The organism is Psychrobacter sp. N25K4-3-2, from assembly GCF_015351755.1.
GTDB classification, from domain to species: domain Bacteria; phylum Pseudomonadota; class Gammaproteobacteria; order Pseudomonadales; family Moraxellaceae; genus Psychrobacter; species Psychrobacter glaciei.
On sequence record NZ_JADKLX010000001.1, the window covers coordinates 605,611 to 620,704 of the forward strand.

Consider the following 15,094-nt stretch of genomic DNA (forward strand, 5'->3'; position numbering starts at 1 on the left):
TTTACTTTAGTAAAATTCTCTTTTGAATTTACTTTTTACTGGACTAAAATCGTCTTTTTTCTTCATGCTCCGTCATCAAGAAGCATACCCTGATAATAGAGTGTACATATTTGACTATCCTTATTTTGAGCAAAAAAAAGCGACCCGCTTAGGATCGCTTTTTTGCTGCCAAATCGTCAAATAGATAACCAAACTAGATATGTTTTAGTTTGATACTATTTTGCTTGGTAAGATACTTTTACACCAAGTGCATAGCCATCATTGCTGTCAAAATCACTAACGATAGTTTTCGTTGGGATTTGACCTTGAGCATCGCCGAACCATAGATACTTGCCACCGGCTGATACCGCCCAGTTTTCAGTGAGGTTATATTTTGCGCCAAGACCAGCACTATAATATCCCTCGATAGGGCCTAGCGAGGTCACTGGATCACCAGCGCCACTATCCCAACCGACCGTACCCGTAACAGCTAATGCTGGCGACAAACGCTTGGCAAGACCCAACTCTACTAACCATTGATCTTCATCATAGCTGACTAAAGGAAGACCTTTATCATCACCTGTTGAACGCTTGCTGACTTCGTTATAAAGGGGTGGCACGATTGCAAAATCAGTCCAAGGTACCCAACGTACTTTTGCGGTAGCTAACGTCGTTTGATTCACGCCTGTTTGAAAGTCAAAGTTGACTGACTTAGGTGTAGTGATATCAATTTTGTTACCCTGAACAGGATCACCACCTAATGCGGCAACTAGCGGATAAGTCTCATCAATATTCAAGCTATGATCGATCTCTGAGCGATACGTTAATGCAGCTAGTAATGCAATCTCAGGCTTGCTATAAGAGACACCGGCTAACCAACCGTAATCTTGGTCAGAGCTGATATGAGTGGTATAGCCAGTAGCAGGACCGTAAGCAATACCGCGTAGGGCTACATCGGCTTGGACTTGCTGCATCACAGGGCCACCATATACTTGGAAGTTTTTATTTTCACCAAGTTTCATACCTAAGATACCCGTGACGCTTTCGGTACGAACTTCTACGTTAGTACCTTCACCGGTAGTCGCTGCTTCTGCACGTGCTGCTGCTACTGCTGCGCCAAGAGATTGGGCTTGACCTGCTAGCGTTTGCGCTTGGGTTTGGGCAGCTTGCGCTTGCTCTGCGAATCCTGCTGCTGCTTGTGGGGTCGTCGCGGTTTGCGCTTGGGCTGCAAAATTTGCGGCTGCTGCACCTGCTTGTGTTGCGCCTGCCGTCAATTGACCAATTTTCAGACCCGCATCTGCTGCGCTGCTTGCTTTGCCACCTGAAATGGCATTAACCGAAGCATCCAAATCACCTCTAGCCACAAAATTATTATCACCACTATAGTCAGCAGCAGCACCGAAAGGCTCGTCGTATAAGATACCAACACTGAATGTATCATTGATATCTGCTTTTACGCCATAACGGAAAAAATCATAAGACTCAGCGATATCATCGATTTTTTTGCCTTGCTCATAAGCCTTTTTATCAGGACCGACATAAGCATTGTCATGGCCACTGACATCACCATCGATGTAAGTGTAAACCGCTTCAGCGTAGGTACCGTCTTGCAAAAATGCGGTAACGTCTTGTCCTGAACGATCAAGACCAGCAGCACTAGCAGCGCTAGCGACAGAGAAAGCAGCAATCGCTACTGTAAGGGTTTTTAGGTGAAAGGTGGCCCGCATTGTGTATCTCCAAACATCCGCATTGTTTTACCGCCGTACCAAAAATTGCTAGGTAGGCAGCAGCTAAGGAGAAGGATACTAATGTCTTTTTTACCTTAAGACAACTGTAAAAATACATTATTACCGAATTATGACTAGACAGTCATCGACCATTAACCATATTCAAAAGTAAGAATATATTCTAAATAGAGACAACTTCTCTTATTTTAACGGTTTTTAATAATGCGGTGGCCTATCAGACATAACATCAAATGGAGCAATTCCTCCTTCGGTATCTTGGCTTTCAACTTGCTTGTAAATAAGCTGCAATTGACGTTGTACAGTCTGAATATGCTTGTCTTGCCGAGCGATAACTTCATCGAGTCGCTCTACCGTTAGCTCCAGATGAGCCATGTTCATCTGTAACTCAATCACTTGAAGTTGTAGATCGCTTTGGGTAGCAGATGAATTGCCTTGAGGGTTGGTTAAAGGTGTCGTTGGTGGGACAGATTGATCCATATTTTTCTCTAAGTGATAGCATTCATATACTGAATTTGCTGGAATATTCATTTTTGATTGATGACCGTGAAATGCTAGCAATTCATAAGCGATAACATGCATAGCATATTGACTACCAATAAATAGCAATAAAATAGTACTGATAAACCATTTACTCGCACTACAGTCAGGTGGTGGCATGTTATACTGCTGCCAATTTTGCAACAACCCCTACCTCACTATTATATAAGCTTAAGATATTTTATGGCACTGATACATCTAAAAGATATTCACCTCGCATTTGGCGTGGCTCCCGTTCTTGATGGCGTTGATTTTGCGATCAATGCTGGCGAGCGTGTGTGTTTGATTGGTCGCAATGGCGAAGGCAAATCCACTCTGTTTAAGTTGATCAATGGCTCACTGCAGCCTGATAGTGGTGAAGTCATCATCAATAGTAGTGTACGTGTTGCGATGCTTGAGCAAGACGTACCAGAAACCAGTGGCCGCATACTGGATATCGTCATGGGTGGTAGTCGTCGCACTGCTGATCTGCTGGTTAACTATAATAAGCAAGTCGATATGTGTGCCAATGGCGATATGGATGCCTGTGAGCGTATGGCCGACTTACAGCATGATATCGATGCAGTACATGGCTGGGATTTAGAGCGTGATGCCACTCGCCTTATTACTACGATGGGACTTGATCCAGATGATGACTTGTCGTCGCTGTCTGGTGGTCGTAAGCGCCGTGTACTACTTGCGCGCTCACTAGTTACCAAGCCTGATGTGCTGCTTCTCGATGAGCCTACCAACCATTTGGACGTTGAGAGTATTGAATGGTTAGAGCGCTTCTTATTGGATTGGCAAGGTTTAACATTATTGTTCGTTACCCATGATAGAGCATTTGTGAATAAACTGTCGACGCGCATCATTGAGCTTGATCGCGGTCAGTTGACCAGCTATGACGTAACCCAAGGTGAAGGTGGCTACGCACGCTATCAAGAGCTAAAAGAGCTACAGTTACTGGCTGAAGAAAAGAACAACGCTAACTTTGATAAAAAATTGGCGCAAGAAGAAGTCTGGATTCGTCAAGGAATTAAAGCTCGCCGCACCCGTAATGAAGGCCGTGTCCGTGAGCTAAAAGCCTTACGTGAAGAGCGTGGCGACCGCCGTGAGCAAGTGGGCAATGTAAACATCACCATGGGTCAAGGCGAGAAAAGCGGCAAGCTGGTCTGCAAAGTTAAGAACTTACATCTTGAGTATGATGGCAATGTATTGGTTGATAACTTTACGACGACTATCATGCGTGGTGATAAAATCGGTATTGTCGGGCCTAATGGCGCGGGTAAAACCACACTTATTAAAGCTCTACTCGACATGTCTGATGACGAAGTCACGAAGACCGGCAGCGTTGAGCTAGGAACCAACTTAAAAATCGCGTTTTTCGATCAGTTACGTGATCAGCTAGATTTAGAAGCGAGTGTTGCACAAAACGTCTCAGAAGGCTCAGACTTCGTCGAAGTTGGCGGTCGTAAGACACATATTATGAGCTATTTGCAAGATTTCTTATTTGCTCCAGAGCGTGCACGTACACCTGTTAAGGCATTGTCTGGCGGTGAACGTAACCGCGTCCTACTTGCCAAGCAACTATTGAAGCCTGCCAACATTCTAGTACTCGATGAGCCAACCAATGATTTGGATATGGCGACACTTGAGCTATTAGAAGAATCAGTCGCAAGCTTTGGTGGTACGATTTTGCTCATCAGCCATGATCGCTCATTCATGGATAACGTCGTTACCTCAACATGGGTATTCGGCGAAGATGAAGATGGCAAAGGGATCGTCAAAGAGTACGTCGGTGGCTATCAAGAGTATCTGGTACAAAAAAATCGTGAGCAAGCAGCACAAGCTGCTAGAGCGCCAGTAAGTAATACAAATGCAGCAAATAAATCAGCTAGCAAGCAAGCCGTAGCAAAACCCAGTATCACAGCCAAAAAGCTCAATTATAATGAACAGCGTGAGTTAGATAATTTGCCAAAAGAGATTGCAGTGCTTGAAGCTGAACAAAATGAGCTGCAAGAAAAACTGGCTGACGGCTCATGGTTTAATAAAGACTTCGATGCGGCAACAGGAGCTAGTGAGCGCTTACTAGTGATTGAAGATGAAATGATGAGCAAGCTTGAGCGCTGGAGCACACTTGAAGGCTAGAATGAGTCGCTAAAACGTACTTTTAAATAGACACATTCCATGAACCGATATTTCAAGTTTCTATCCATGGCATATTTAAAGGCCAAAATAATCACCACGCTATTAATAGTGTGGTGATTATTCGTTTACGACCACTTACACAGAGATTAGGGACTGAAAGTTAGTGAACATTCCCTCGATTTCAAGTATCATTCGCTATTGCTAAATACCCTTATTAATTATAAGGTCATCGCGCTGACAAACCTTGCTGGCATAAAAACAGTAACGATACGGCGATATCCAAGCCATCGTGGACAAATAATGTTGTTCAACCTCATACTATGCCCTATCAAGGTTGCTTTATTTTTAACGCAATAATTTATTTTATGACCAAAATAGCTTAGAATAGCAACAATTAGCAAAATTAGGCACAGCTAAAGTGGCTTGATATTGTATCTATATTTTTTAAGCCAATATTCTCTAAGCCACAAACCCAGTGTGGGATAATCCCATTTCATTCACCTGGAGGAAGTATTAATGAGCCATGCCGAAGGCGTTAATGTAAAACGCCGTAGAGTTCTTATTGCCTCGACTGCCGCGATTGGTGCAGCTGGGGTAGCTGCCTTGGCAACACCTTTTGTCCGCTCTTGGACGCCAAGCGCAAAAGCTGAAGCTGCAGGAGCTGCAGTGACCCAAGATATCGGTTCTATCGAAGATGGACAAATGATTGTCATCAAATATCGTGGCAAACCTATTTATGTGGTTAAGCGTACCGAAGATATGATTGCAGGATTAGAGTCAGTCGAACCATTGCTGTCTGACCCAAACTCTCTTGCCTCTTTACAGCCTGAATACTGTACGAATCCTACGCGCTCTTTAGAACCAACTGTGTTGGTCGTTGAAGGCGTGTGTACGCATTTGGGCTGTGCGCCGAACTATCGCCCTGACGTTGGTGCCGCTGACTTAGGCGGTAATGACTGGTATGGCGGATTTTTCTGCCCCTGCCACGGTTCTAAGTATGACTTAGCAGGTCGCGTCTTTAACGGCGTTCCAGCACCGCTTAACTTACCCATCCCAGAGTATAATATGGATGGTACCATCTTGACGGTTGGGGAGGCTTAATATGAGTATGGGTAAAAAAATCATGCACTGGGTGGACGCGCGCTTTCCGGCGACCGAAACCTATGAATATCACATGTCCAAGTACTACGCACCAAAAAACTTTAACTTTTGGTACTTCTTTGGCGTGTTATCTATGGTCGTACTGGTCAACCAATTGGTGACGGGTATCTGGCTAACGATGATGTACAACCCAAGTGCCGAAGGGGCATTTGCGTCTGTTGAATACATCATGCGTGATGTGAAAGGCGGCTGGCTTATTCGCTATATGCATTCCACTGGCGCCTCGGCGTTCTTCGTGGTGGTCTATCTGCATATGTTTAGAGCCTTGCTTTACGGTTCGTACCAAAAACCACGTGAGCTTATTTGGCTCATCGGTATGGGTATTTACCTAGCATTGATGGCAGAAGGTTTCTTCGGTTACTTGCTACCTTGGGGCAACATGTCATTCTGGGGTGCACAGGTTATCTTGAACTTACCTGCCGCGTTGCCAGTGATTGGTGACGGTCTTGCAGAATGGGTACGTGGTGATTATATTATCTCCGGTATTACCCTCAACCGCTTCTTTGCCTTACACGTTGTCGCTATTCCTTTAGTGCTCGTGGGCTTGGTCTTTATGCATTTAGTGGCACTGCATCATGTGGGTTCGAACAACCCTGATGGCATCGACATTAAAAAGCTAAAAGATAAGAACGGCGTGCCATTAGACGGTATTGAGTTCCATCCGTACTACACCGTTCATGATATGGTTGGTATTGTGGTGTTCTTTATCCTGTTCTTTGCAGTGGTATTCTTCTTCCCAGAGGGCGGCGGATTCTTCCTTGAGCCACCAAACTTTGAGACAGCGAACTCGCTGAAGACGCCTGCTCATATTGCACCAGTATGGTATTACACGCCATTCTATGCCATTTTACGTGCAGTCCCTGACAAGCTGGGTGGTGTGATTGCGATGGGTGGTGCGATTGCCGTATTGTTCTTGATACCATGGCTCGATAGATCGCCGGTACGCTCTATACGTTATAAAGGCATTTTATCTAAAATTGCTTTAACCGTGTTTGCGATTAGTTTCTTAGTTTTAGGTTACTTAGGCGCGACGCCAACAACACCAACAGCAACATTGATGGCTCGTATCTTCACTGTCTTGTATTTCTTGTTTTTCTTACTGATGCCAATTTATACTTCTATCGAGAAGTGTAAACAGCCACCAGAACGCGTTACCGGAGGTCACTAATGAGCACGCTAATTAAATCCCTAGCTGGTTTAGGCTTAGGCGCGGCACTGACTTTGACTGCTGGTACTGCACTGGCAGCGGGCAGTGGGTGTGGTACATTCACCAATGCTGAGGGTGTCGAAGAGCACTTGCTCTGTAGTGAAGCCCCTATTGACTTTACCAATAAAGGCTCGCTACAAAACGGTGCCAAGACTTTTATGAATTACTGTGCAGGTTGTCACTCAGCACAGTATGTTCGTCACTCTCGCATCGCTAAAGATTTAGAGATTCCACCTGAGCTGGTCGAAAAATACTTGATGGTGACGACCGATCAGATCGGTGATCATATCAATGCTGAGATTGACCCTGAGGTTCAGGCCTCATGGTTTGGTGCTGCGCCACCAGATTTGTCACTTGAGACAAGACTGCGCGGCGATGACTGGGTATATACTTACCTACTATCATTTTATGAAGATCCAAGTCGTCCTTGGGGCGCCAATAACCTAGTGCTTGCAAACGCTGCAATGCCTCATGTCTTGCACAATATGCAAGAAAAATTGAGTCAAGAAGAGTTCGAGTCTGAGGTCGGTGATTTGGTTAACTTTATGGCGTGGATGGGTGAGCCTGCTCGTCACGACCGTCAAGTAATTGGTTTCTTCGTCATTATCTTCTTATTGGTTTTACTCATCCCAGTCTACTTGCTCAACAAAGAGTTCTGGAAAGATGTAAAATAAATAGAAGTAGATAGCATAAAAACCAAGCATTATATAAGGCACTACTTCGGTAGTGCCTTTTTTATGTTTTAATGGTTTAATATCTAATGAAAACTCAAGACATCAGACAAATAAAGCGCTCACCAGCAACATTTACGCGAGTTACCTTGATAAACACAGCGACTTTGTTTACGATGACAACCTTCACTATTAACATTAGGCTTTCATGATTGATGCGAATGACATTCCCAGTAGTCAGCTGATTTTATACGCTGATGACGGCTACGACAGTCATGTAGTACGCCTATTACTTGAAGAAAAGAAGCTCGCTTATTATTTATCACGTTTGCATTCTGAGCGTCCTGAAGATTTGACTGAGCTCAACCCCTATCACACCTTGCCTGTTCTGCAACAGCGCGAGATTGCGCTCTATGAAATTAACGTCATCTTTGAATATCTTGAGGAACGTTATCACGCCAATAAATTGCTGCCTGACACTCCACAAGAGCGGGCTCAGTTTCGTCAATTGGCATGGCGTATACAACGTGATTGGTTGGTACTCGGTAAGCGACTGCTTATGCATCCAGATAGCTTTAACAAAGCACAAGCTGCCTTGGCAAAAAAGCAACTCGCTGATTCATTGATTACCTTATCGCCTCTGTTTGCTCACAAGTCTTACTTTATGGCGGATGAGTTTGGTTGGTGCGATGTACTACTCGCGCCTTTATTATGGCGACTTGAGGAGATGGGCATCGAACTACCTCGGGCTATTAGTCGTCCGTTGTTTGACTATCAAACGAGAGTCTTTGAGCGCAGTAGCTTTCAAAAAAGCGTGCGTTAATTAGACAAGTATAAAAATTAGCCCTAGAATAAGTACCAATAAAACAGGCCTTAAGTAGCCTTTATCCTCTGATAAATTACTGAAATAACTGTCTTTTAATTATAAAATATCATTAGTATAGGAAATCATCAGATGAGCGAAACCACCTCTATTACTCCGACCCGCCCCTACATGGTACGTGCGCTATACCAGTGGATAGAAGACAATGACCTGACTCCCTATCTGATGGTCGATGCAACGGCTGAAAACGTGCAAATTCCAACCGAACACGTGCAAGATGGTCGTATTGTCTTGAATATCGCCAGCCGTGCCACTGGTAATATGAGTATGGAAAATGACTATATACATTTCAGTGCGCGTTTTGGCGGCGTGTCACAAGATATTTGGGTACCACTGACGGCGGTGCTAGGTATTTATGCGAAAGAGAACTCGCAAGGGATGTTTTTTGATCCCAATGAATATGACAATTATCAGCCTGAAGGCGATTCACCAGTTGCTGCTAAGAAAAGCCCAACAGCAGCACCCAAGCCGAAACGTGATAATAAAGCAGGCTTAAAAGTCTTAAAATAGTCGGTTTTTCTACCTAAAAAAGCTGGTCGTATTGAATACGGCCAGCTTTTTTGTTGTCAGTCTAAAAGTGTAACGGCTTTTAAAACGCTTAGGTTTTTGGCGCTTGGGTTTTTGACGCTTAGGTTCTTGGTAAAGTCACACCGCGCTGTCCTTGATATTTACCACCGCGATCTTTGTAACTGGTCTCACATACATCATCGGCATCGCTTTGGAAAAATAGCATTTGTGCCACGCCTTCACCCGCATAAATACGCGCTGGCAAATTGGTGGTATTACTAAATTCTAAAGTCACATGCCCTTCCCACTCAGGCTCAAGCGGTGTGACGTTGACGATAATTCCGCAACGGGCATACGTTGATTTACCCAGGCAAATCGTTAGTACGTCACGTGGAATACGGAAATATTCCATGGTGCGTGCCAATGCAAAAGAGTTGGGCGGAATGATGCACTCATCACCGACGATATCAATAAAACTTTTTTCATCGAAGTTTTTAGGATCAACGACGACTGAATGTACGTTGGTGAAAACTTTAAATTCAGGGGCACAGCGCACATCATAGCCATAGCTTGACGTACCGTAGCTGACTAAACGCTCGCCTGCATCATTAAATCGTACTTGACCCGCTTCAAATGGCTCAATCATGCCATGTTCTTCGGCCATTTTACGAATCCAGCGGTCAGATTTGATAGACATTGTTGTTCCTTAGCAAATATTTAATAGCGACGATTATACGGAATTGAGGGCTCAATTTATAGAGCAATGGCGACTTTAAAATTAATACGTCCAATAGCCTAATTATCATCAACCTATATTTTACAATCTACCATTTGGCAAAGTGATCTTCTGCTAAGCCCATCACCTTATCAAACTTCATCACCTCATTTTTGATGCGAATCTCACCACTATAAAAGCCAAGCCATTGCTCAAAGATACTGGCAAGCACACCAAAGTTATCCGTCTTCTTATAAACGGTCATCGGTGTAAAGGTTAAGTCAATATCCACGTTGCTCCAGCCTAGATTTTGATGATAGACACGCCAAGTATTTTGCACGGATGTATCCCAATCTTTACGTATAAATAGCACTGGTGGTAGATAATAAATCTGCCCATCCAGCCAGCACGCATTTTCGCTAACCCCTGTTTCATTGACGCCCATCGACAAGTTCAACGTAAAATGACGACCATCGGGTAAATAGCTGTTAATACAGGTCCAGAACCAATTGGTCTTGTGACGCATATAGCCGAGCGTCCAATCTAGATTGGAAATAGTCGTTTGGGAAAAGTGGATTTGTTTGGCTTGAGCATCAGTGTTAAATTTTGAATTGGCTTTAATAAGCAAATGACCAGATATGGCTGTTAATGGCTCTTTTTGCGTAAACGTCCAGCCACGCCTGCCAGTTGGTGTGCAGATAGCCAGTGGCTGCGCTTGCCGCGCCAGTGTCGCATTGAGTGCAAGATATTCACTGTCCAGCGCTACCTTAATTTGTGAAGGCATAAAATCTAATGTCACGGTTAAATTCGCATGGAAAAACGCCATTTGCCCTTGATGACAATCACCTTCCAATAACGTATGACGAGTCAACGGCTGCAATGCTTCACAAACCTCCAACTCATCCGTCTCATCGTTGTAAAGATAAACAAAAGCACTGGTTGCCAGCTTAATCGTCGCCAATGCTAGACAGATTCGATAAGGTGGCTGAATAATTTGGATAAAGCAGAATTGATTGGCCTTTAATTCTTTGCGCCAATTTGGTAAGGTTTTTTGTGAGATAAGATGGCTGTGATAGTCCAAATAATTGATATTTTTGACGTGAGCAAAGATGCCAAAAGTAGGCTGACCGTTTTGAATAAGCTCATTGAGAACAACTGGCTTAATGCAGGTAGTTAAGTGTTGTTGGTTTTGGTCGTTGCGACTTTGATTCATGATTAAGGCATCCTAGCCATAGTTCATTGAGAAACTACCTGTCCTTGGTAGCTGACTGCGGTACTTATAACGCTTCTTTTTGCCTGTCTTGACGCTGCCCAAATTGCCTCTCTCACCGCTTTAATCTCTATCGACGTTAATCCATCTGCCAGCTCTTCAGTCACATTGGCTACGGCAAAACCATTTATGCCAAATGGATGTTTGGGAAATTTAAGCAGTAGATCAGTCAGCGCCTGTAATGCTTTAAAAAAATCGGCAATCACCATTCGGCGATTACTAAAATCAGCATGGACTTCATAGCGTTTGCTACTCCCATCTTTATAGTAGCAAACGGCAATCAATTGATTGTTTGAGAGTTCAATCACATATATCGGTGGGCGGAATAATTTCAGTAACCTATACTGTTTGGGAATATTGTCTAAATGACGTTGATAAATCAATAAGCTCACAATATTCCCTTTTTAAAAATCTAAGCCCTTCAAGATTTACTTACTTAGGCTATTTAACTATTACTAGAAGCCATTAAAAAATACGCTTATCATCGATAGGCTTGGCAAATTTATTAATATTGGCTTCGATATTTTTAGCAATGCTCATATAGTAAGGGGCAAATTCATCATCGGCTAAGACACTTGGCTCACCTTTATCCACTTGTGCACGAATACCACTCGCCAATGGCAACTGACCTAATAGCGGCACCTGATATTGCTCAGCGATTTTTTCACCGCCACCTGTGCCAAAGATAGCTTCGGTATGATTACAGTTGCTACACGTATGCAGCGCCATGTTTTCGACCACGCCAAGCACTGGTATATTGGTTTTGTTAAACATCTCAACGCCTTTCTGCGCATCAAGTAAGGCAATATGCTGTGGCGTCGTGACAATGACAGCGCCAGTCACCGGAATACGCTGAGCTAGGGTGAGCTGAATATCGCCCGTACCCGGTGGCATATCAATCACTAAGTAATCTAACTGCGGCCAGTTGGTTTGATTATACAGTTGCATCAAGGCACCAGTAGCTTTTGGTCCGCGCCACGCGACAGGCGTATTGTCACCGTCGAGTAAGCTACCAATCGATAGCATTGCCATGCCATGCGCATTGATAGGAACAAACTGCTCATTCTCTAGCTCAGGTCTGACATTATCGACGCCCAGCATGGTTGGCATACTAGGGCCGTAGATATCGGCATCGAGCACGCCAACACGGTTGCCGAGCTTTTGTAATGCCAAGGCGATATTGACGGTAGTGGTTGATTTACCAACACCGCCTTTACCCGACGCTACCACGATAATATGACGAATACGCGGATGCGCTGTCAATGATGCTTGTGTCGGTGCGGCTTTGGTAATCGGCGGTTCGGCATCAGTTGTCTTACTACCAGTCGTTTCTGACGACTTGCTTTGGCTGTCCATTGCATTGGTGGTCTTGGGCATTGCCTTCGGTAAGCTTGATCCTGTCCCTTTCGCTGGTGCTGGCAGACGGACATTCATGTGAATCGCTTTGATACCGTGCGGATGTAGCAGCTGCCCGAGCTCTTGTTGGATGATTTCAGGGTTACTATTTACAGGTAGACGCAAATCTAAGGTAAGCTGATCGCCATCGCGCTCAAGTCCTGTGACCATGGTGGCAATGCTAATGGTACCTACTTCGTAACCAAGCAGTACCTTGTCCACAGCACTATCGCGCTCTGCCCGCTGCTCTGGTGTTTCTGGTTTTTTGGTGGAGGTTTTCTTCATAAAGTTAAACATAGTGACCGTTACTGCCTATACAAGTGGTTAGGTATGGTAAAAACTCAGTGAATACTGTCGTAAATAGCGTAAACAATATAGCTCATGAGCATGTTAGCCAAACCTTTTATGATGACAGTGTAGCTGAATTGGACGCATAAAAAAACCACAACGCCAGTAGGACTGACGTTGTGGTTTACATAGTTATATCTGTATATTAATTCATAAACCAACCATGACTGGCAACGATAGACTGACCCGTAAATACATTGCTTGGGAATGCTGCTAAAAATAGTGCCAACTGAGCAATGTCTTCGACCGTCGTGAATTCTTTGTCGACAGTATTGACCAACATAATATCATTCACTACGGATTCTTCGCTGATGCCTTTTTCAGCCGCTTGTTGCGGGATTTGTTTTTCGACCAATGGCGTTTTGACAAATCCAGGACAAATCACATGCGCGCGCACATTATGCTCAGCACCTTCTTTTGCCAATACTCGGCACAGTCCAAGTAGTCCATGCTTGGCAGTCACATAAGGCGCTTTAAACATTGATGCTTCATGCGAATGCACAGAACCCATATAGATGACCGTACCGCCTTTATCGTCTTTATACATATGCTGTACAGCGGCTTTGGTGGTCAAAAATGCCCCGTCTAGATGAATAGCGAGCATTTTTTTCCAGTCGTCAAATGTCATTTTACTGATTGGGTCGATGATTTGAATACCAGCATTGGAGACGAGAATATCAATCCCACCAAAGGTATCGACTAGCTGCTGCACACCTTCGTTTACCGCATCCTCTGAAGTAACATCCATGGCAATTGCCAATGCGCACCCACCAGCCGCTTCGATAGCATCAACTGTTTTCTGCGCTGCTTCAAGATTAATATCTGCAATACCAACCGCAGCGCCTGCTTTTGCATAAGTTTCAGCAATGTCACGACCGATACCACTTGCAGAGCCAGTGACCAACGCTACCTTCCCTGTCAAATCGTGCTGTAATTGAGTCGCCATATTTTATGTCCTTTCATTACATAGCTTTTCTGAATACTATTATTGGGCAATGCTTACTTATTGGGCAATACTCACAGGCGTTTTTTCTTGGAGTTCTTCGAAGCTGACCCCGTCTGCCAGCTCAACTAACTTCAAGCCACTGTCAGTCACATCGAGTACCGCAAGCTCAGTAATGATACGATCAACGACCCCTTTACCCGTTAATGGTAGCTCACAATTGGCAAGGATTTTTGGTTCTCCGTGTTTGTTGACTTGCTCCATCAACACAATGACTCGCTGCACGCCAGCGACTAAGTCCATTGCACCGCCCATGCCTTTGACCATTTTTTTGGGAATCATCCAGTTGGCCAAATCCCCTTTTTCTGAGACTTCCATCGCGCCCAAGATCGCCAAGTTGACATGACCGCCACGGATCATCGCAAACGACTCTGAACTACCAAAATAACTGGCGCCTGGTTCTGCGGTCACTGTTTGCTTGCCAGCGTTAATCAAATCAGCATCGACATTGTCTGCCGTTGGAAACTCGCCGATACCTAGCAGGCCGTTTTCTGACTGTAGCCAGACATCCACATCTTCAGGAATATAGTTGGCAACTAGGGTTGGTAGACCAATACCTAAATTTACGTAATAGCCATCTTCTAATTCTTTTGCGGCACGCTGTGCCATCTGCTCTCTTGTCCATGCCATGGTAACTTCCTTATTTTTATAACCACCCAAAAAAATATGATTAGCGGTGTCAAACTCGCTTAGTCTACTAAATGTAGCACTTTCACTCGTTTTCCTTGCTACTCAAATTTTCGGAAATGGTATTACAATATTTTATTATTAATGTCATCTTTTAGAAATATTTCGACAACGCTATCAATTAAGCGCCTTCGGCTGCCTTGATTGTCGTCTTTTCTATACGCTTTTCAGGGCTGTTATTTAATACAATACGCTGCACAAAGATACCAGGCAGATGCACTTCATCAGGATCGAACGTGCCAGTCTCTACAATCTCTTCTACTTCGACAATGGTAATTTTGCCTGCCATAGCGCAGTCTGGATTGAAGTTACGGGCAGTTTTGTTAAACATTAAGTTGCCCGATTTATCCGCTTTTTGCGCTTTGATTAATGACACATCAGCACGCAATGTATGCTCAAGCACATAAGTGCGGCCATCAAAATCACGTGTTTCTTTACCTTCAGCTACCAGTGTGCCGACACCAGTTGCTGTGTAGAATGCAGGAATACCTGCGCCGCCCGAACGTAGTTTTTCAGCCAACGTTCCTTGCGGGGTCAGCTCAACTTCTAACTCACCTGCCAAATATTGACGCTCAAACTCTTTGTTTTCACCCACATAAGAGGAGATCATTTTTTTGATTTGGCGAGTTTGTAGTAACAGACCAAGACCAAAATCATCGACACCTGCGTTATTACTGATACAAGTTAAATCCTTCACCCCACTATCGCGCAGGGCTTCGATTAACGCTTCAGGAATACCACATAGACCAAAGCCGCCGATAGCAAGGGTTTGCCCATCACTAACGATGCCTTTTAATGCTTCTTCGGCACTGCTATATACTTTTGATTGACTCATACTAAACTCCTTTTTTATTTA

15 protein-coding genes are annotated in these 15,094 nt (G+C 44.2%); 6 read left to right on the plus strand and 9 right to left on the minus strand.

Translation table 11 applies throughout. The annotated features are described in order from the left end of the window. Window positions 1–215: 215 nt before the first annotated feature. Window positions 216–1,706, minus strand: coding sequence for a hypothetical protein (locus IOD06_RS02395; protein ID WP_194618921.1), 1,491 nt, complete (start codon window positions 1,704–1,706; stop codon window positions 216–218). A gap of 216 nt (window positions 1,707–1,922) precedes the next feature. Further along, window positions 1,923–2,384 carry a SlyX family protein gene (locus IOD06_RS13550; protein ID WP_227669848.1) on the minus strand — a complete coding sequence of 154 codons (462 nt, stop codon included), beginning with the start codon at window positions 2,382–2,384 and terminating at the stop codon, window positions 1,923–1,925. A 63-nt stretch (window positions 2,385–2,447) separates the two neighbouring features. On the opposite strand from IOD06_RS13550, the gene IOD06_RS02405 reads away from it, so the two are divergent. The 6 genes from IOD06_RS02405 to IOD06_RS02430 all read left to right on the plus strand — a co-directional run bounded on the left by IOD06_RS02405 (window position 2,448) and on the right by IOD06_RS02430 (window position 8,823). Beyond that, window positions 2,448–4,391: an ATP-binding cassette domain-containing protein gene (locus tag IOD06_RS02405; protein ID WP_194618923.1), complete on the plus strand. Its 1,944-nt coding sequence runs from the start codon at window positions 2,448–2,450 to the stop codon at window positions 4,389–4,391. Window positions 4,392–4,907: 516 nt separating this feature from the next. Then, entirely contained in the window at window positions 4,908–5,492 is a 585-nt protein-coding gene (petA, locus tag IOD06_RS02410; RefSeq protein ID WP_194618925.1) for a ubiquinol-cytochrome c reductase iron-sulfur subunit, read from the plus strand. Between the two features lie 22 nt (window positions 5,493–5,514). Next, the gene (locus IOD06_RS02415; protein WP_026037242.1) at window positions 5,515–6,720 is read left to right on the plus strand and encodes a cytochrome bc complex cytochrome b subunit; all 1,206 of its coding nucleotides are present in this window, start codon (window positions 5,515–5,517) and stop codon (window positions 6,718–6,720) included. Then, window positions 6,720–7,433 carry a cytochrome c1 gene (locus IOD06_RS02420; RefSeq protein ID WP_189581025.1) on the plus strand — a complete coding sequence of 238 codons (714 nt, stop codon included), beginning with the start codon at window positions 6,720–6,722 and terminating at the stop codon, window positions 7,431–7,433. The genes IOD06_RS02415 and IOD06_RS02420 overlap by 1 nt, the downstream gene beginning before the upstream one ends. 205 nt (window positions 7,434–7,638) lie before the next feature. Beyond that, a complete protein-coding gene (locus IOD06_RS02425) occupies window positions 7,639–8,253 on the plus strand; it encodes a glutathione S-transferase N-terminal domain-containing protein (RefSeq protein WP_010199892.1) in 615 nt (204 codons plus the stop codon). A 132-nt stretch (window positions 8,254–8,385) separates the two neighbouring features. Continuing rightward, a complete protein-coding gene (locus tag IOD06_RS02430; protein ID WP_010199894.1) occupies window positions 8,386–8,823 on the plus strand; it encodes a ClpXP protease specificity-enhancing factor in 438 nt (145 codons plus the stop codon). A gap of 118 nt (window positions 8,824–8,941) precedes the next feature. Here IOD06_RS02430 and dcd read toward each other — a convergent pair whose 3' ends face one another. The 7 genes from dcd to IOD06_RS02465 form a co-directional block, all read right to left on the minus strand. After that, window positions 8,942–9,517, minus strand: a complete 576-nt coding sequence (gene dcd, locus IOD06_RS02435; protein ID WP_010199897.1) for a dCTP deaminase — start codon at window positions 9,515–9,517, stop codon at window positions 8,942–8,944. 127 nt (window positions 9,518–9,644) lie between these two features. Beyond that, window positions 9,645–10,748, minus strand: coding sequence for a DUF2804 domain-containing protein (locus IOD06_RS02440; protein WP_194618926.1), 1,104 nt, complete (start codon window positions 10,746–10,748; stop codon window positions 9,645–9,647). 23 nt (window positions 10,749–10,771) lie between these two features. Next, on the minus strand, window positions 10,772–11,197 hold the full coding sequence (locus tag IOD06_RS02445; protein WP_194618928.1) for a hypothetical protein: 426 nt from the start codon (window positions 11,195–11,197) through the stop codon (window positions 10,772–10,774). Window positions 11,198–11,270: 73 nt separating this feature from the next. Further along, window positions 11,271–12,497 carry an iron-sulfur cluster carrier protein ApbC gene (gene apbC / locus IOD06_RS02450; RefSeq protein WP_194618930.1) on the minus strand — a complete coding sequence of 409 codons (1,227 nt, stop codon included), beginning with the start codon at window positions 12,495–12,497 and terminating at the stop codon, window positions 11,271–11,273. Window positions 12,498–12,693: 196 nt separating this feature from the next. After that, on the minus strand, window positions 12,694–13,494 hold the full coding sequence (locus IOD06_RS02455) for a 3-hydroxybutyrate dehydrogenase (protein ID WP_194618932.1): 801 nt from the start codon (window positions 13,492–13,494) through the stop codon (window positions 12,694–12,696). Between the two features lie 57 nt (window positions 13,495–13,551). Beyond that, window positions 13,552–14,181, minus strand: coding sequence for a CoA transferase subunit B (locus IOD06_RS02460; protein ID WP_189581011.1), 630 nt, complete (start codon window positions 14,179–14,181; stop codon window positions 13,552–13,554). Between the two features lie 178 nt (window positions 14,182–14,359). Continuing rightward, entirely contained in the window at window positions 14,360–15,073 is a 714-nt protein-coding gene (locus IOD06_RS02465; protein ID WP_010199924.1) for a CoA transferase subunit A, read from the minus strand. Window positions 15,074–15,094 lie beyond the last annotated feature (21 nt).

What these genes read in the sequence shown, in the direction of transcription:
- IOD06_RS13550 (WP_227669848.1), bottom strand. Translation starts at nt 2,384, where the DNA reads ATGCCACCACCTGACTGTAGTGCGAGTAAATGGTTTATCAGTACTATT.
- IOD06_RS02415 (WP_026037242.1), top strand. Translation starts at nt 5,515, where the DNA reads ATGCACTGGGTGGACGCGCGCTTTCCGGCGACCGAAACCTATGAATAT.
- petA (WP_194618925.1), top strand. Translation starts at nt 4,908, where the DNA reads ATGAGCCATGCCGAAGGCGTTAATGTAAAACGCCGTAGAGTTCTTATT.
- IOD06_RS02430 (WP_010199894.1), top strand. Translation starts at nt 8,386, where the DNA reads ATGAGCGAAACCACCTCTATTACTCCGACCCGCCCCTACATGGTACGT.
- IOD06_RS02420 (WP_189581025.1), top strand. Translation starts at nt 6,720, where the DNA reads ATGAGCACGCTAATTAAATCCCTAGCTGGTTTAGGCTTAGGCGCGGCA.
- IOD06_RS02425 (WP_010199892.1), top strand. Translation starts at nt 7,639, where the DNA reads ATGATTGATGCGAATGACATTCCCAGTAGTCAGCTGATTTTATACGCT.
- IOD06_RS02455 (WP_194618932.1), bottom strand. Translation starts at nt 13,494, where the DNA reads ATGGCGACTCAATTACAGCACGATTTGACAGGGAAGGTAGCGTTGGTC.
- IOD06_RS02465 (WP_010199924.1), bottom strand. Translation starts at nt 15,073, where the DNA reads ATGAGTCAATCAAAAGTATATAGCAGTGCCGAAGAAGCATTAAAAGGC.
- apbC (WP_194618930.1), bottom strand. Translation starts at nt 12,497, where the DNA reads ATGTTTAACTTTATGAAGAAAACCTCCACCAAAAAACCAGAAACACCA.
- IOD06_RS02405 (WP_194618923.1), top strand. Translation starts at nt 2,448, where the DNA reads ATGGCACTGATACATCTAAAAGATATTCACCTCGCATTTGGCGTGGCT.
- IOD06_RS02440 (WP_194618926.1), bottom strand. Translation starts at nt 10,748, where the DNA reads ATGAATCAAAGTCGCAACGACCAAAACCAACAACACTTAACTACCTGC.
- dcd (WP_010199897.1), bottom strand. Translation starts at nt 9,517, where the DNA reads ATGTCTATCAAATCTGACCGCTGGATTCGTAAAATGGCCGAAGAACAT.
- IOD06_RS02395 (WP_194618921.1), bottom strand. Translation starts at nt 1,706, where the DNA reads ATGCGGGCCACCTTTCACCTAAAAACCCTTACAGTAGCGATTGCTGCT.
- IOD06_RS02460 (WP_189581011.1), bottom strand. Translation starts at nt 14,181, where the DNA reads ATGGCATGGACAAGAGAGCAGATGGCACAGCGTGCCGCAAAAGAATTA.